The organism is Streptomyces sp. Xyl84, assembly GCF_059731885.1.
On the sequence record NZ_AP029182.1, the window covers coordinates 5,512,389 to 5,528,697 of the forward strand.

General features: G+C 74.1%; 16 protein-coding genes and 1 pseudogene. 9 read left to right on the forward strand and 8 right to left on the reverse strand.

Features of this window, described 5'->3' with window-relative positions; genetic code table 11:
• Positions 1–4: 4 nt before the first annotated feature.
• Both AC6I72_RS23870 and AC6I72_RS23875 read right to left on the reverse strand, forming a co-directional pair.
• Positions 5–2,857 (reverse strand): ATP-dependent RNA helicase, encoded by a 2,853-nt coding sequence (locus AC6I72_RS23870; RefSeq protein WP_498003244.1) that lies wholly within the window; start codon positions 2,855–2,857, stop codon positions 5–7.
• Positions 2,858–2,933: 76 nt separating this feature from the next.
• Positions 2,934–3,890 carry a class I SAM-dependent methyltransferase gene (locus tag AC6I72_RS23875; protein WP_498003245.1) on the reverse strand — a complete coding sequence of 319 codons (957 nt, stop codon included), beginning with the start codon at positions 3,888–3,890 and terminating at the stop codon, positions 2,934–2,936.
• 226 nt (positions 3,891–4,116) lie between these two features.
• On the opposite strand from AC6I72_RS23875, the gene rpsA reads away from it, so the two are divergent.
• The 4 genes from rpsA (at position 4,117) to AC6I72_RS23895 (ending at position 8,123) form a co-directional block, all read left to right on the forward strand.
• Positions 4,117–5,610 carry a 30S ribosomal protein S1 gene (rpsA, locus tag AC6I72_RS23880; RefSeq protein WP_366726489.1) on the forward strand — a complete coding sequence of 498 codons (1,494 nt, stop codon included), beginning with the start codon at positions 4,117–4,119 and terminating at the stop codon, positions 5,608–5,610.
• Positions 5,611–5,838: 228 nt separating this feature from the next.
• A complete protein-coding gene (locus AC6I72_RS23885; RefSeq protein WP_498003246.1) occupies positions 5,839–6,777 on the forward strand; it encodes a PAC2 family protein in 939 nt (312 codons plus the stop codon).
• Positions 6,778–6,822: 45 nt separating this feature from the next.
• Positions 6,823–7,452, forward strand: a complete 630-nt coding sequence (gene coaE, locus AC6I72_RS23890) for a dephospho-CoA kinase (RefSeq protein WP_498003247.1) — start codon at positions 6,823–6,825, stop codon at positions 7,450–7,452.
• Between the two features lie 290 nt (positions 7,453–7,742).
• Positions 7,743–8,123 (forward strand): tetratricopeptide repeat protein, encoded by a 381-nt coding sequence (locus AC6I72_RS23895; RefSeq protein ID WP_498003248.1) that lies wholly within the window; start codon positions 7,743–7,745, stop codon positions 8,121–8,123.
• 50 nt (positions 8,124–8,173) lie between these two features.
• Here the strand turns inward: AC6I72_RS23895 and AC6I72_RS23900 are convergent, their stop codons facing one another.
• A complete protein-coding gene (locus AC6I72_RS23900; protein ID WP_498003249.1) occupies positions 8,174–8,440 on the reverse strand; it encodes a DUF6343 family protein in 267 nt (88 codons plus the stop codon).
• A gap of 324 nt (positions 8,441–8,764) precedes the next feature.
• On the opposite strand from AC6I72_RS23900, the gene AC6I72_RS23905 reads away from it, so the two are divergent.
• A complete protein-coding gene (locus AC6I72_RS23905; RefSeq protein ID WP_498004798.1) occupies positions 8,765–9,235 on the forward strand; it encodes a DoxX family protein in 471 nt (156 codons plus the stop codon).
• Positions 9,236–9,537: 302 nt separating this feature from the next.
• Here the strand turns inward: AC6I72_RS23905 and AC6I72_RS23910 are convergent, their stop codons facing one another.
• Positions 9,538–10,050: an RNA-binding S4 domain-containing protein gene (locus AC6I72_RS23910; protein WP_498004799.1), complete on the reverse strand. Its 513-nt coding sequence runs from the start codon at positions 10,048–10,050 to the stop codon at positions 9,538–9,540.
• A gap of 319 nt (positions 10,051–10,369) precedes the next feature.
• On the opposite strand from AC6I72_RS23910, the gene AC6I72_RS23915 reads away from it, so the two are divergent.
• Positions 10,370–11,173 (forward strand): uracil-DNA glycosylase, encoded by an 804-nt coding sequence (locus AC6I72_RS23915; protein ID WP_498003250.1) that lies wholly within the window; start codon positions 10,370–10,372, stop codon positions 11,171–11,173.
• Between the two features lie 21 nt (positions 11,174–11,194).
• Complete coding sequence (pip, locus tag AC6I72_RS23920) at positions 11,195–12,163, forward strand: prolyl aminopeptidase (protein ID WP_498003251.1); 969 nt, start codon at positions 11,195–11,197, stop codon at positions 12,161–12,163.
• A 26-nt stretch (positions 12,164–12,189) separates the two neighbouring features.
• On the opposite strand, the gene AC6I72_RS23925 is transcribed toward pip, so the two are convergent.
• Together AC6I72_RS23925 and AC6I72_RS23930 are read right to left on the reverse strand one after the other, a co-directional pair.
• Positions 12,190–12,654: a GNAT family N-acetyltransferase gene (locus AC6I72_RS23925; RefSeq protein WP_498003252.1), complete on the reverse strand. Its 465-nt coding sequence runs from the start codon at positions 12,652–12,654 to the stop codon at positions 12,190–12,192.
• Positions 12,651–12,917: a hypothetical protein gene (locus AC6I72_RS23930; RefSeq protein ID WP_498003253.1), complete on the reverse strand. Its 267-nt coding sequence runs from the start codon at positions 12,915–12,917 to the stop codon at positions 12,651–12,653. The genes AC6I72_RS23925 and AC6I72_RS23930 overlap by 4 nt, the downstream gene beginning before the upstream one ends.
• 291 nt (positions 12,918–13,208) lie before the next feature.
• Here AC6I72_RS23930 and AC6I72_RS23935 point away from each other — a divergent pair, with 291 nt between their 5' ends.
• Both AC6I72_RS23935 and AC6I72_RS23940 read left to right on the forward strand, forming a co-directional pair.
• Positions 13,209–13,994 (forward strand): nucleotidyltransferase domain-containing protein, encoded by a 786-nt coding sequence (locus AC6I72_RS23935; RefSeq protein ID WP_498004800.1) that lies wholly within the window; start codon positions 13,209–13,211, stop codon positions 13,992–13,994.
• A gap of 176 nt (positions 13,995–14,170) precedes the next feature.
• Positions 14,171–14,356, forward strand: a complete 186-nt coding sequence (locus AC6I72_RS23940) for a DUF8839 family protein (protein ID WP_360962722.1) — start codon at positions 14,171–14,173, stop codon at positions 14,354–14,356.
• Between the two features lie 171 nt (positions 14,357–14,527).
• Here AC6I72_RS23940 and AC6I72_RS23945 read toward each other — a convergent pair whose 3' ends face one another.
• Positions 14,528–15,004 carry a hypothetical protein gene (locus AC6I72_RS23945; RefSeq protein WP_498003254.1) on the reverse strand — a complete coding sequence of 159 codons (477 nt, stop codon included), beginning with the start codon at positions 15,002–15,004 and terminating at the stop codon, positions 14,528–14,530.
• A gap of 611 nt (positions 15,005–15,615) precedes the next feature.
• Positions 15,616–16,143 (reverse strand): annotated as a pseudogene (locus tag AC6I72_RS23950) (ATP-binding protein); the annotation flags it as partial.
• Positions 16,144–16,309 lie beyond the last annotated feature (166 nt).

Genomic DNA, 16,309 nt, shown 5'->3' on the forward strand with positions numbered 1-16,309 from the left:
GTCTTCACCTCCTGAGCCGGGCGTTGGTGTGCCGGGTGGGCTGCGCGGTCGCCGGGTCCTCGGGCCACGGGTGCTTCGGGTACCGGCCGCGCAGCTCCGCCCGTACGCCCTTGTAGCCGTCCCGCCAGAAGGAGGCGAGGTCGGCGGTGACGGCGACGGGCCGCCCGGCGGGGGAGAGCAGGTGCACGAGGACGGGCACCCCGGCCACGACGGGCGAGGCGTCCAGCCCGAACATCTCCTGCAGTTTGACCGCGAGGACCGGCTGTCCGGGATCGCCGTAGTCGACCCGGACCGCCGACCCGCTGGGCACGGTGAGCCGCTCCGGGGCGAGTTCGTCCAGCCGGGCCGCCTCCCCGGAGGCCCACGGCAGCAGCCGCGCCAGCCCCTGCCCGGCGTCGATCCGCGCCAGGTCCGCGCGTCGGCGGGCGCGGCCCAGTTCCGGCTCCAGCCACTCCTCCACGCGCGCGTGGAGGGCTTCGTCGCGGACGTCGGGCCAGGGGGCGCCGAGCCGCTGGTGCAGGAACGCGAGCCGCTGCCGCAGCACTTCGGCCCCCGGCGACCACCGCAGCAGCCGCAACCCCTCCTGCCGCAGCCCCTGAAGGAGCGCGTCGCGTACGAGCGAGGGCGCCGGGTCGGCGAGCGGCCGGGCCCTCAGCTCCACCGCCCCGAGCCGTTCGACCCGCCGGGCGACCACGTCCCCGTCGGCCCAGCGGACCTCCGCACGCTCCTCGTGCAGGGGCCCCGCCGCGAGCCGGGCGACGTCCTCGTCGACGGCCGCGGCGAGCTGCACGCGCGCGTGCCCCCTGCCGAGCGGCCGGTCGGCCACGGCGACCGCGATCCACGGCACCCCGCGCAGCGCCGACCCCTCGGCGAGTTCGGCCCGCGTCCCCGAGACCATGAGGTAGGAGCCGCCCTCCAGCCTGGCGACCCGCTCGGGAAAGGCCAGAGCGGCCACGAGCCCGGCGACGCCGTCCTCCCCGGCGACCGGTGCCCCGGCCCCCGCAGAACCCCCGCCGGACCCACCCGCCGACAGCCCCGGAACCGACGACGGACCGGAAACCGACGCCCCATCGGCAGCCCGCCGAGCACCGGAAGCCGGCGACGCGCCGGCGGCCCCTGGCGCGTCGGCCGCCCGGGACCGGCCCCCGGAGGCGGGCCTTCCCACCCCGGGGCCGGCGCCCCCGGGCGGCGCGTCCCCCGAGGGGTGCCTTTCCACCCCGGCCGTGACACCCCCGGACGCCGCGCCCCCGGACAGGGGCCTCTCCACGCCGGTTGCGGCGCCCCCGGACGCGGGCCTCTCCGTAGCCGAGGAGGTGTCCCCCGGCGCGGGCGCGTCCGCCGTCCCGGACGCCTCCGCCGCGGCGGCCCGCAGCCGGCGCACCTCCGCGCGCCACCGTCCCGCGTACGCGTCGCCGCCACGCCGGACGCGGCGCAGCGCGGCGGCGAGATCGTCGCCGTACTCCCGGGGCACTTCCTCACTGAGCAGCGCGACCACGTCCGCGACCGCGCCGCCCGCCCCGGTGAGGGCGCCCGCGTCGAGGAGGGACCGCCCCAGCCGCACGGGCACGCCCAGCCGCGCCAGCCGCGTTCCGCGCGGCGTGGCGCGTCCGGCCGGGTCGACCGCGCCCACGGCGGTCAGCACCTCCCGGGCCGCCGCCATGGCGCCGGCCGGCGGCGGATCCAGCAAAGCCAGTCCCGAGGCGTCCGGATCGCCCCAGCAGGCCGCCTGGAGGGCGAACGCCGTCAGATCGGCCACCTTGATCTCCGGCGCCGGGAAACGCGGCAGACGCCCGTCCTCGGCCTCCGCCCAGCACCGGTAGACCGCGCCCGGCGCCTCGCGTCCGGCGCGGCCCGCCCGCTGCCGTCCGGCCGCCTGGGAGGCGCGCACCGTCGTCAGCGCGCCCAACCCGCGCGCGTGGTCCACCCGCGGCTCCCGGGCGAGGCCCGCGTCGACCACGACCCTGACCCCGGGCACCGTCAGCGACGACTCGGCCACGGACGTGGCGAGCACCACGCGGCGCCGCGGGCCCGGCGCCAGCACCGCGTCCTGCACCGCCGCCGGGGCCCGCCCGTGCACCTGGAGCACGTCCACCCCGTCCAGGTCCCCGAGCCCGCCCGCGACCCGCGCGATCTCGCCCGCACCGGGCAGGAAGCAGAGCACGTCCCCCGTCCGCTCGGCGAGAGCACGCCGCACCACGGAACCCACATGGGCCAGCAGCACGGGATCGACGCGCATGCCGTGCGGCGGGCGTACGGGGCGTGCGGGCGGCGCCCAGACCACCTCCACCGGGTACGACACGCCCTGGGCCTCGACCACCGGCGCGTCGCCGAGCAGCCGCGCCCAGCCCTGCGCGTCCGTGGTCGCGGACGCCGCCACCAGCCGCAGCTCGGGCCGCAGCGCCTCCCGTACGTCGCACAGGAAGGCCGCGGCCGTGTCCGCGTCCAGATGCCGTTCGTGGCACTCGTCGAGCACCACCACGTCGACCCCGGCAAGTTCCTGGTCGCGTTGCAGCCGCTGCAGCAGCACACCGGTGGTGACGACCTCCACGCGCGTGCGGCGTCCGACCACCCGTTCCCCGCGGACGGTGTGGCCGACGCTCTCGCCGGCACGCTCACCCAGCAGCCACGCCATCCGCCGGGCCGCGGCGCGCGCGGCGATCCGCCGCGGTTCGGCCACGACCACCCGCCGGGCCGGTCCCCGCCCGAGCAGTCCGGCCAGGGCGAGCGGCACCAGCGTCGTCTTGCCGGTACCGGGCGGCGCCACCAGGACGGCGCTCCCGTGAGCGTCGAGCGCGTCGTTCAGGCCGGGGAGGGCCCCGCGCACGGGCAGTGCGTCGAGGGCGTCGTAACGGATCACCCCCCTAGTGTCGCCAAGTGGCGCACGGGCGGGGAAACGCCCTCCACGCGCGCGTGGAGGGCGTCCGGCCTGCGGGTCAGTCGCGTTCGCAGACGAAGATCGCGGTCCCCGGGATCAGGTGCCCGCGCAGCGGGGACCAGCCGCCCCATTCGGAGGTGTTCCAGTCGGGCCACTCCGGTTCGACGAGGTCCACGAGCCGGAAACCCGAGGCCACGATGTCGCGGACCCGGTCGCCCAGGGTGCGGTGGTGCTCGACGTAGACCGCGTGGCCGTCCTCGTCCTGCTCCACGTACGGCGTGCGGTCGAAGTAGGAGGCGGACACCGACAGCCCCTCCGGGCCGGGCTCGTCCGGGAAGGCCCACCGGATCGGGTGCGTCACCGAGAACACGAACCGGCCGCCCGGCCGCAGCACCCGGCGCACCTCGCGCAGCACCAGCCGCGGGTCGGCGACGAAGGGCAGCGCCCCGTACGCCGAGCAGGCCAGGTCGAAGGAGCCGTCGGCGAAGGGCAGCACGGCGGCGTCCGCGCACACCAGGGGGAAGGGGCCGCCGATGCGCAGCGCGTGCTGGAGCTGGCGGTGGGAGAGGTCGAGCGCCACCGGGCGTGCGCCCTGTGCGGCCAGCCAGCGCGAGCACTGGGCGGCACCGGCACCGATCTCCAGGACGTCCCGGTCCTTCAGCTCCTCCGACGGACCGAGGAGTTCCGCCTCGACCTCGTCCAGGCCCTCGGGGCACCACACGAAGCGGTCGTCGCCGAGGAAGGTGCCGTGTTCGACCTGGTACTCGTCCGCGTTCCGGTCCCACCAGCCCCGGTTGGCGCGGGCGCTCTCGGTGACCGAGGCCGCACGTCGGGTGGCCTCGGGCTCGGGCAGTTCGGGCTCTTGGATGATCGGCTCCCTCGTACTAGTCTGCGGCTCTTCCGTGCAGCCCCCGGTGTGCGCCCTCGGGGGGCGCCGCGGTGCCGGCAGGGCCTCCGGAGACAGGTTCTGCGCCGGGGATGCGGCGTTCTGTCCCGGGTGTGCGGCTTCGCGCATTGACCCTGCCCGGCTGCCCCCGTATGCTACAAGTTGCGCTGCGGGCCTGCGCGCCTCAGACGGAGCAGGCTGCGCTCGCATCTGTTGTATGTCCCCTCGGTTCTCGAGGCGCCACCAGCGGTTTTGTGTGGGGCTTCCTTGGCTGTCCGGCTTCTGCAGAGCGAAACGGGCTCCCGGCGTAAGCAGTACCTACGACTTCAATGTCCGTACCGGAGCCCTTTCCCACATGACGAGCAGCACCGAGACCACCGCCACCACCCCGCAGGTAGCGGTCAACGACATCGGTAACGAGGAAGCATTCCTCGCCGCGATCGACGAGACGATCAAGTACTTCAACGACGGCGACATCGTCGACGGCGTCATCGTGAAGGTCGACCGGGACGAGGTCCTGCTCGACATCGGTTACAAGACCGAAGGTGTCATCCCGAGCCGCGAGCTCTCGATCAAGCACGACGTCGACCCGAACGAGGTCGTCGCCGTCGGTGACGAGATCGAGGCCCTTGTTCTCCAGAAGGAGGACAAGGAAGGCCGCCTGATCCTCTCGAAGAAGCGCGCCCAGTACGAGCGTGCCTGGGGCACCATCGAGAAGATCAAGGAAGAGGACGGCATCGTCACCGGTACCGTCATCGAGGTCGTCAAGGGTGGTCTCATCCTCGACATCGGCCTCCGCGGCTTCCTCCCGGCCTCCCTGGTCGAGATGCGCCGCGTCCGCGACCTCCAGCCCTACGTGGGCAAGGAGCTCGAGGCGAAGATCATCGAGCTGGACAAGAACCGCAACAACGTGGTCCTGTCCCGCCGTGCCTGGCTGGAGCAGACCCAGTCCGAGGTCCGCCAGACGTTCCTCACGACCCTGCAGAAGGGTCAGGTCCGTTCCGGTGTGGTCTCCTCGATCGTCAACTTCGGTGCCTTCGTGGACCTGGGTGGCGTCGACGGTCTGGTCCACGTCTCCGAGCTGTCCTGGAAGCACATCGACCACCCCTCCGAGGTCGTCGAGGTCGGCCAGGAGGTCACCGTCGAGGTCCTCGACGTCGACATGGACCGCGAGCGCGTCTCCCTGTCGCTGAAGGCGACCCAGGAAGACCCGTGGCAGCAGTTCGCCCGGACCCACCAGATCGGCCAGGTCGTGCCCGGCAAGGTCACGAAGCTGGTTCCGTTCGGTGCGTTCGTCCGCGTGGACGAGGGCATCGAGGGTCTGGTCCACATCTCCGAGCTGGCCGAGCGCCACGTGGAGATCCCGGAGCAGGTCGTCCAGGTCAACGACGAGATCTTCGTCAAGGTCATCGACATCGACCTCGAGCGCCGTCGCATCAGCCTCTCGCTGAAGCAGGCCAACGAGTCCTTCGGTGCCGACCCGTCGGCGGTCGAGTTCGACCCGACCCTGTACGGCATGGCCGCGTCCTACGACGACCAGGGCAACTACATCTACCCCGAGGGCTTCGACCCCGAGACCAACGACTGGCTCGAGGGCTACGAGAAGCAGCGCGAGGAGTGGGAGCGCCAGTACGCCGAGGCGCAGTCTCGCTTCGAGCAGCACCAGGCGCAGGTCATCAAGTCCCGCGAGGCGGACGAGAAGGCCGCTGCCGAGGGTGGCGAGGCTGCTGCTCCGGTCGCGTCCGGTGGCGGTTCGTACTCCTCCGAGGGTGGCGACAGCTCCGGCGCGCTGGCTTCGGACGAGGCCCTGGCGGCCCTGCGCGAGAAGCTGGCCGGCGGCCAGAGCTGACCGCTCACCGCTGCTAGGCGCTAGCCGTTGACCGCGGCCCGCACCCCCCGCCCGGGGGTGCGGGCCGCAGTCGTACCCGCACAAGGCACCCGCCCCGCCCGCCTGCCTCACTCGTGACCGCTGCCGGAAGCCTCCGTCGTCACGATTCCGGGTGATCGTGCGGCGTCCGGGAATGCCCGCGCCCCGCTCCTCGTTGTGAACCTACGAACACGAGGAGGGGCGGTCACAGTGCTTGATCCGCAGGGTTTGTACGCATGGGAGCCGAAGGGCCTGGCGGTCGTCGACATGGCGCTCGCGCAGGAGTCGGCCGGGCTCGTCATGCTCTACCACTTCGACGGATACATCGACGCGGGGGAGACCGGCGACCAGATCGTCGACCGGCTGCTCGACTCCCTGCCCCACCAGCTCGTGGCGCGCTTCGACCACGACCGGCTCGTGGACTACCGGGCCCGCCGCCCCCTGCTGACCTTCAAGCGCGACCGCTGGACCGAGTACGAGGAACCGGCGATCGAGGTGCGCCTCGTCCAGGACGCCACGGGAGCGCCGTTCCTGCTGCTGTCCGGCCCCGAACCGGATGTCGAGTGGGAGCGCTTCTCCGCCGCCGTGCGGGAGATCGTGGAGCGGCTCGGCGTGCGCCTGGCGGTCAACTTCCACGGCATCCCCATGGGCGTCCCGCACACCCGCCCCGTCGGGCTCACCCCGCACGGCAACCGCAGCGACCTCGTCCCGGGCCACCGCAGCCCCTTCGACGAGGCGCAGGTCCCCGGCAGCGCCGAGGCCCTGGTGGAGTACCGGCTGATGGAGGCCGGGCACGACGTCCTGGGCGTCGCCGCCCACGTCCCGCACTACATCGCCCGCTCCCCGTACCCCGACGCGGCACTGACCGTGCTGGAAGCCATCACCGCGGCCACCGGCCTGGTCCTGCCGAGCGTCGCCCACACCCTGCGCAACGACGCCCACCGCACGCAGACCGAGATCGACCGGCAGATCCGTGAGGGCGACGAGGAACTCACCTCCCTCGTGCAGGGGCTGGAGCACCAGTACGACGCCGCAGCGGGCGCCGAGACCCGGGGCAACATGCTCGCCGAGCCCGTCGAGATCCCGTCCGCCGACGAGATCGGCCGCGAGTTCGAACGCTTCCTGGCCGAGCGCGAGGGCGAGAACTGACGCCCGCCGGGCCGGCCGCGCACGTCAGGGCCTAAGCTGCGGCACATGCTGAAGGTGGGCCTGACCGGGGGCATCGGAGCCGGTAAGAGCGAGGTGTCACGGCTGCTCGTGGAGTGCGGCGCGGTGCTGATCGACGCCGACCGCATCGCGCGCGAGGTGGTCGCCCCGGGCACGCCGGGCCTCGCCGCGGTCGTCGACGCCTTCGGCGAGGAGGTGCTCGCCGCGGACGGCAGCCTGGACCGGCCCCGCCTCGGAGCCATCGTCTTCGCCGACCCCGAACGGCTCGCCGTGCTGAACAAGATCGTGCACCCCCTGGTGGGCGCCCGCTCCCGCCGGCTCGAAGAGGCCGCCGACGAGGACGCCGTCGTGGTCCACGACGTCCCGCTCCTCACCGAGAACGGTCTCGCACCGCTGTACGACCTCGTGATCGTCGTCGACGCGAGCCCCGCGACCCAGCTCGACCGGCTCGTACGACTGCGCGGCATGACCGAGGACGACGCGCGCGCCCGCATGGCCGCCCAGGCCGGCCGGGACAAGCGCCTGGAGATCGCCGACATCGTCATCGACAACGACGTCCCGCTGGAGCAGCTCCGGCAGCGGGTCCGCGAGGTCTGGACGGAACTGGTCCGCCGGGCCCACGGCCCGCGCCGCCCGTCCGCGGAGACCCAGGAATAGGCCCCGCGGAGACACCCAGGGACACGCCCCGAAGACACCGAGGGAGAGGCCCGGCCCCGCCCGTCCGGCCCCGCCCGTCCGCAGACGCCCGGAGCCAGGCCGCCGGAGGAACCCAGGGACGGGCCCCGGCGAGAGCGGTGCGCGTGGCGTCCGGCGGCCGCGCGGACAGCCGTCCGTCACGGCCGGTGCCTGCCGGTGCCGGCCTGTGGCACGCCCCACCCCGGGCGTCCGCCGGAATACGGTTGTCCGGCCGGGGCGTTGAACCCTTCCAGCAAGGGAAGGACTTTGCCGTGCCCGAGACCAGCGGTTCCCCCGGACGTACTCCGGAGACGCATGTCATCGACTTCCGTGCCGCCGAACAACTGCTCGCCGCGCGGGACCCACGGGGCGCGGTGAAGCTGCTCGACGGAGTCATCGCCGCGCACCCCGAGAACACGGCGGCCCGGCTGCTGCGCGCCCGCGCGTTCTTCGCCGCCGCGCAACTGAGACCGGCCGAGCTGGAGTTCACCATCGTCCTGGAGCGGGAACCCGACAACGCGTTCGCGCACTTCGCGCTGGCCCGCACCTACGAGCGGCAGGGCCGCGCCGGCCTGGCCAAGCGTCACTTCCGGCTGGCGGCCGCGCTGGACCCGAACCCCGAGTACCTTCAGCGCGCCGAGTTCGACACCTGACCGTCCCGCCCGACTCGCCGCGGCGCCCACGCGCCGCGACCCTCGGGCGGCTACCCGTCCCGCCCCTGCGGGGGCCGGTACGGCGGGACGTCACGGCCCGGCTGGTAGTGCGGGCCCTGCCGCAGATGCCGCACGATGATCGCGAAGTCGACGGCGATCACCAGCCACAGCACACCGCACGCCGCCGCCCACCCGGGCCGGCCGAGCAGGACGAACACGGCGGTGCCGAAGATCGCCCAGGCCAGCCCCCACAGGCTCAGCCAGAAGCGCGCCCGCAGAGCACTGCGCGCGGTCGTCGGTTCACTGCCGGTACGCATCACCGCTCACCACTTCTCCTTGCAACGTACTCTTCTGCGGGGCGTTCACCAAAGGGACCACCGACGGCCCGCCCCCCTCACCGAGGACCTGCGCCACCGGGGCTCACTCGGCCGGGTGAACCGGGCCGGGCCGGGGAACGGCGGGGCGGACGCGGTCCGTTGTACGGAGCGGGGCCGGCCCGAGGACCGGCCTGTGGCTCCCCCAGGACGGGACCTTGTGCGGCCGGCGCCCGAGGAGCAGGCCGGACGGCGATGAGTTCCGCCGCTGAGACCGGTCTTCCTTCTGTACGGCAGCCCGCTGACCGCTTCCCGCAGGAGACCCTCATGCCCGAGACCGTCGCCGCCCCCGCAGCCCCCCTCCTCTCCCCGGCCCCGGCCGCCGCCGCGGGCGGCGCACCCGGCGCCCGCGGCCGCCGCGCCCGCGCCGTGGCCCTGCGCGCCGTCCAGGTGCTGCTCGCGCTCTTCTACGCCTTCGCGAGCGCCCTTCCCAAGCTCATCGCGCACCCTTCGGCCGTCGAATCGTTCGACCGGATGGGCTGGGGCAGCGCGGGCATGTACGTCATCGGCGCACTCGAACTGGCCGGCGCGGTCGCACTGCTGGTCCCGGTGCTGCAGTCGGTCGCGGCGCTGGCCCTCGGCGCGCTGATGGTGGGCGCGTTCGTCGTCCAGCTCACCGTCTTCGACGGGCAGAACGCGGCGACGCCGGTCGTGCTGATCGTGCCGCTCCTCCTCATAGCGTGGGCCCGGCGGGGCGCCACCGCGCGCCTGCTGCGGGCGGCCCGCCGGCAGCGCTGATTCCGCCACCGCGCCAGGCCGCCGACGGAGCGGCACCGGCCGGGCTGTCGCCCGGGCAGTCATGGGGCAGCCGGGGAGCTATGCGTCGCCGTGTCGACATGGCGACGCATGGCCGTGGTGACGCCGGGCCGTGGTGGCTCCTGGACCCTGATGGTGGCGCCGGGCCGTGGTGGCTCCGGGACCCTGGGGGTGGAGCCGGACTGTGGTGGCTCCGGGCCGTCAGGGTGCCACTGGCACCGTCGGGCGCCGGGCGGCCGTGGCGGGACTCGGCAGGTCTCCACGGCCGCGGCGCGCCGGACGGGCTACCGGCTTCGCGGTCGGCCCGCCGGGCCGCTCGGCCCGTCCAGGCCACCCATGTCGCGGAGTCGCTCCAGCTCGCGACGGTCCCGCTTCGTCGGGCGCCCGGCACCGCGGTCGCGGACACCGGCGGGAGCGACGGCCTCGCGGGGCGGAGGCGGCGGCGAGTTGTCGACGTAGCACTGGACGGCCACGGGCGCGCCGACCCGCTTGCGGATCAGCCGCGTGACGACGACGATCCGCTCCCGGCCCTCGCCGCGCAGGCGGACCTCGTCGCCGACCCGGACGGAGTGCGCGGGCTTGACCCGCTCGCCGTTCACACGGACGTGGCCGCCACGGCAGGCGGTCGCGCCGACCGAGCGGGTCTTGACCAGACGGACGGCCCAGATCCAGCTGTCGATCCGCACGGTCTCACCCGGCCCCGGACCGGCGGCCTCGGCGGCGGCGACGGCAGCGGCGACCTTGGGATCCATCCCGGCGGTGCCCTTCGGTTCCGCCGCACCACCGGCCCCGGCCACCTCAGCGGCACCGGTCCCGGCGGCCTCAACACCACCGCTCTCGGGATCAACGGCCGCACCGGTCTTCGGTTCCGTGGCGGCACCGGCCGTCACTTCCGCGGTGTCACCGGCCGTCGCGATCGCCGTGTCACGGGCCTTCGCAGCCGCGGTGCCGCCGGCCGCCGTCGCGTCCACTGCCACGAACGACCGCGGGGAGGCCCCTCGCGCCCGTCCGCCCCCGCCGCCCCTGCCCTGGTCGCGGTCCATATCGTCTCCCGAAGCCATGGTCCCGACCTTAGTCGCCCGGGCCCGCCGTCCCGCACGAAATTACGGTGGAGGCATGGACACCAGCAGCCTTGCCGCTCTCGACCAGCGGATCACCCGGTGCCGGGCCTGCCCGCGCCTGGTGACCTGGCGCGAGGAGATCGCCCGCACCAAACGGGCCGCGTTCGCCGACTGGACGTACTGGGGCCGCCCCGTGCCGGGCTTCGGGCCACCGGACGCACGGCTGCTGATCGTCGGGCTCGCACCGGCCGCGCACGGCGGCAACCGCACCGGCCGCATGTTCACCGGGGACCGCTCCGGTGACGTCCTCTACGAGGCACTCCACGACGTGGGGCTGGCCTCCCAGCCGACCTCCGTCTCCGCCGACGACGGCCTGGAACTGTACGGCGTGCGGATCACCTCGCCTGTGCACTGCGCGCCGCCCGCCAACAAGCCGACGCCCGGCGAGCGGGACACCTGCCGGCCCTGGCTGGTCCAGGAACTGCACCTGCTGCGGCCCACCCTCCGGGCGGTCGTGGTGCTGGGGGCGTTCGGCTGGCAGGCCGCGCTGCCCGCCTTCACCGAGGCGGGCTGGACGGTGCCGCGTCCCCGCCCCGCCTTCGCCCACGGCGCCCACGTGCCGCTCGACGGACTCGACCTCTTCGGCTGCTTCCACGTGAGCCAGCGCAACACCTTCACCGGCCGGCTCACCCCCGGAATGCTCCGGGACGTCCTGCGGACGGCGGCACGAGCGGCGGGACTGCCGGCCACACCGGCGCCGGCCACACCGTCCGCCGGGGCCGGAGCGGGGGCCAGCGCCGGGGCGGGGGACGCGGACAGGGAGGGGGAGGCGGGGGAAAACGGCGGGACGGGCCCGTAGCCCGACGGCTAGGGTGCGCCGATGCCCTTGTATCCGGAGATCGAACCGTACGACCACGGCCTGCTCGACGTCGGTGACGGCAACCGCGTCCACTGGGAGGTCTGCGGCAACCCGCACGGCAAGCCGGCGCTGATGCTGCACGGCGGTCCGGGCTCCGGGTGCACGCCGGGCCACCGGCGTTACTGCGACCCGGCCCGCTACCGGATCGTGGTGCTCGACCAGCGCGGCTGCGGACGCTCCACACCGCACGCGAGCGCGTACGACACCGACATGCGCGTCAACACGACCGCGCACGTGCTGGCCGACCTGGAGCTGCTGCGCCGGCACCTGGGCATCGAACGGTGGCTGGTGTGGGGCGCCTCGTGGGGGGCGGTGCTGGCGCTGCGGTACGCCCAGACCCGACCCGGTGCGGTCTCCGAGCTGGTCCTGACCGGCATCGCGACCGGTTCGAACGCCGAGGTGGCCCTGCTGACCCATGGGCTGGGCAGGATCTTCCCCGACGCCTTCGCCCGCTTCCTGGCCGCACTGCCCGAGAACGCCGACCGCACCGGCAACCTCGCCGCCGCCTTCAACCGGCTGATCGAGTCGCCCGACCCGGCGGTACGGGAAAGGGCAGCACGCGCCTGGACCGACTGGGAGACGGCGATCATCCCCGCACCGCCGCGCTCCGTCGCGCGCTACGAGGACCCGGCGTTCCGCATGGCCTTCGCCCGCACGGTGACGCACTACTTCGGCAACGACCACTTCCTCGGCGCGGGGAACGACGAGGGCGTCGTGCTGCGCGACGCTTCCCTGCTGCGAGGCATCCCCGGCACCCTGGTCCAGGGCAGCCTCGACCTCGGCAACCTCCTCGGCACGCCCTGGCGCCTGCACCGGGCCTGGCCGGACAGCGAACTGGTGATCGTCGACCAGGCGGGGCACGACGCGGCGGCGCCCGGCGTGGTGGACGCACTGGTCGCGGCCACGGACCGGTACGGCACCGGCGGTTGACGGAGCGGACCGCGGAACCGGCCGCCTCACGGGCGCCAGACGTACCGTACGTCCGGCTCCCGTTCCTCGTTCCCGCTGCCGTCGGTGTACTCGGCGGCGACGAAGCCGTGCCGCTCGTAGAAACGGTGGGCGGGCTCGTTGACCTGGAAGGTCCACAGCGTCAGCCCCCGCGGGACACGCTCCTTGGCCAGGGCGACGAACCGGTCGCCCAACCCCCGCCCCCGCCACGCCGGTTCGAGGTAGAGCTGGGACAACTCGTCGCCGTCGAGCACCATGACCCCGACGACACCGGCCCCGCCGCGGTCGTCGGCGACCCACGTCTCCCGGAAGGGAACCACCACGTCCCGGAAGTACGCGCGCACCTCGTCGTCGGAGTGCGGCCGCACGACCGTCGGCAGCGCGGCGGCGAAGGACCGCAGCCAGACGTCGGCCGCGGCCGGCGCATCGGGAGCACCGGCCCGCCGCAGCACCACGGAGCCCGCCGCGCTCATGCGCCGTGCCCCTGTCCCGCGGCCCCCGCGCCGGTCGCCGGCACGTGCGCCGGGTCGCTGCCGACCGCGCGGAGCCGCTCAGGGGGACGGGCGGTCACCTGCTGGGCCCGGCGCACGGGAGCATCCGCTCCGACGAGGTTGCCTCCGGCGTCCCACGGCACGGATCCGGCGCGGAAGGCCGGCTCCGTGCCCGCCTCGGTGACGCAGACGTACGAGTGCCGGTGCGGCGGAGAGGGGTGGGATGCTGTGACGTGCTGGATCAACGGGGCTCCTGGGGCGGCCGGTTGGCGGCGGTGGACGACGGACGACCCGCCGATGATGCGCGTCCGGGGACGTGGCCGCACCCGAATTTCCCGCGACCGCCGGTCCCCGGCGGCCGCGGACAAGGGCAGGCGCCGGGGAGCGGCCGACACCGTGAATCAGTAGTCGCCGGGGAGCGGCGGACATCGGGATCGGTGGACGCCGGAAAGTGGCAGGCGCCGGGCGATCGGCAGGCGTCGGGGAACAGCGGGCGCCGGGGGACTAGAAGACGGAGAACGGAGAACAAGATGCACATGGAGCTTTCGGACGAGGTCTTTCTCGACACCACCGCGGACCGCCTCGCCGCGCTCCCGGGCGTCCGGGCCGTGGCCCTCGGCGGCTCGCGCGCCCAGGGCACCCACCGGCCCGACAGCGACTGGGACCTCGCGGTCTACTACCGCGGGCGTTTCGACCCCGCCGACCTGCGGGCCGTGGGCTGGCCGGGCGAAGTGTCCGCGATCGGCGGCTGGGGTGGCGGCGTCTTCAACGGCGGCGCGTGGCTGACCGTCGACGGGCGCCGCGTCGACGTCCACTACCGCGACCTGGACGTCGTGGAACACGAGTGGGCCGAGGCGGAGGAGGGCCGGTTCCGGGTGGAGCCGCTGCTCTTCCACCTCGCCGGGATCCCGAGCTACCTGGTGGTGGCGGAACTCGCGGTCAACCGGGTGCTGCGCGGCGAGCTGCGGCAGCCGGCGGCGTACCCGGAGAAGCTGCGCCGGACGGCGCCCGGACACTGGTACGGCCTGGCCACGGCCACCCTCGGCTACGCGAAGGACGGACACGCGGCCAAGGGGGCGCTCGTCCAGACCGCCGGTGCCATCGCCCTCGCCACGACCCAGACGGCCCACGCGGTGCTGGCCGCGCGGGGAGAGTGGGTCACCAACGACAAGGGGCTGGTCGCCCGCGCGGGCCTGGGCCGCGTCGACGGCATCCTCACCGGCCTGACCGCCTCTCCCACGGCGCTGGGGCGGGCCGTCGCCGAGGCCGGACAGGTCCTCGGCGACGCGGTGGGCGCCCTGCCGGAAGACACGAACGTGTGAACACGAACGGTGCACGAAGCCGAGCGGAAGGTGATCGCCTGGGCCGAAAGTGTGAGGTGAGACCCACTTTTGGCGTTGAACTCGTGTCAACTACGTCTCAGTACCGTCACTGGGCGAGGCGTTCACCCCATGCTTGGCGTTTAACTCTAGGAGAACAGCTCGACAGGAGGTGCAGGGTGAACGGGCGAACGGTGCTCGAGCGCTTTCCCGCCGGTGGTCCGCGCGGATCGTGGCCGGCGGAGGAGTTCGCGTACGCGCGGCGTCTGGAGGGCCTGCCCGCCGAGGTCGTGATGGACCTCGCGACGGACACATTCCTGGTGATCGTCAGGGGCGCCGAGGGCGGCGGTGACGTGACCGCCTGAGCCCGGCGCGTGCCTCCGCGCGCGGGCGCGACCGTCTGAACCCGGCGCGTGTCCGCACGCGGGCGCCTGCCGGAGGGCGTGCTGGAGCGCGGGCTGGCCGGAAGGCGTGCGGTGGCGCGAGGGCGTGCGGTGGCGCGACGGTGTGCGCACAGCCCGTCGGCGGGTGGCCGCTCAGGCGCTGACGGGGCGGGACCAGGCCGGGGTCGTGCCCGTCACCCGGCACACTGCCAGGTAGAGCGGGATCGGCGGCGTGTAGGGCACCGGTCCGTCGGGGCGGTGGATGAGGGCGGGCAACCGGTCGCGTGCGGTGTCCGGCAGGATCGCGCCGGTGGCGTAGTGCGCGGCGGCCGGCCAGCGCAGCGCGTAGTCGGAGTCCGACGGCACGATCCACCACCAGTGCGTCGCGTCGGCGTAGACACAGCCCACGCGCGGCAGCCGGGGCATCAGCTGGGGGCCGAAGCGGGCGGGAACCGCCACCGCGTCACAGCCCAGCGGAACGGTCATGCCCTCGGGGAGGGCCAGCCGGAGCGGCGGACCGGACCGGTCCGCACTGCCGGGTGCGCCAGGCGTACGCGTCGCGCGCCCGAGGCGTACGAGGGTGTCCAGGCTGATCACCTGACCGGAGCCGGAAGCACCGCTCACAGCCATACGGCCCCCGTTCCATGAGGTTCCTGCGGTCGTGTTCCCTGTGATGCCTGCGGGAAGTGAGGTGTCTGCGCGGGATGCTGCGGCCCGAGCGAGCCATGGGGCCCCTGCGGACCGTGCGGCAGGTGCGGCGCGACATGCGGTGCTGGGGGCGTATGGGGCCCATGGGGTTTCTGAGGTCCATGCGCTCCGTGCAACCCCTGCGGTGGCTGCGAGGGGTGCGGCAGGTGGGGACTGTGGCCGTGCGGGCCGTGCGGGCTCTGCTGGCCGAGCGGAACGTAGGGCGGGTGCGCCGCCGCCCCCTGCGTCTGCCCCGAGTGCCCTGCCTGCCCAGCCTGCGCCGTCTTCCGGGTCTCCCGTGCCGCCCGAGGGTCGTCCTCGTGGCCGGGCTGGCGGGCCGGTGCCGGCTTGGGACGGGCTCCCCAGCCGAGGTCCCCGCGAACCTCCCGTACGTCTTCCCGTACGGGCTGCGCTTCCCGTACGTCCTGCGCCTCCCGTGCTGCGTGCGGGTTCGGTACCGCGCCGGGCACGGCGTCCGGGGCTCCCGTCGGTGCCGGGGCTCCGTGCGATGCCGGGACTGCCACCGGTGCCGGGGCCACGTGCGGTGCCGGGAGTTCCCGCGCGTCCGGCGGGCCGTCGCTCGCCTCCGCGGGGCCGGTCGCGCGGGGCAGCTCCGCCCACACCACCAGCCCGGGACCCTGTTCCTGCGCACCCCAGGCGTGACACAGGGCCTCGACGAGAAGCAGGCCCCTGCCGTGCTCCTCCTCCGGCCGCTGCGGCGACGGGTGGGGCTCACCCGGGGCGCAGCCCTCGTCACGCACGGATATGCGCACCAGGTCGTCACCGTCGAGCAGCTCGCAGACGATCTGGTTGCTCGCCGTGTGCACGATGGCGTTGGTGACCAGCTCGGAGACGACCAGGGCCGCGGTGTCGCAGGTGTCCTCGCACACCGACCAGCCGGTCAGCCGGCGTCTGGTCAGTCGTCTGGCCTGTGCGGGGGAACCCGGATGTGCGGCCAGTTCGAAACGGAACCGGCGCTCGGCAACGGCCCCGGTGGGGCCCGCTCCCGTGGCGGCGCCGGGGGCGAGGAGGCCCGCGGCGGCGTCTGTTCCTAAGGGCGGGGACGGAATCACGCTTGCCACTATCTCCCCCGCCGTGAACACTTGGCAAGTGTCACTATGAAAAATGCAGAGTGCTGTGTGACGCGGTGAGGGGCCGTGGCACACTGCTCGCAACAGCATGTCGCGCGGCGCCAGTTGAGTTCGTCCGAGGATCCGTCGGGTCTTCGAATGAATCTTCGAATGGCGC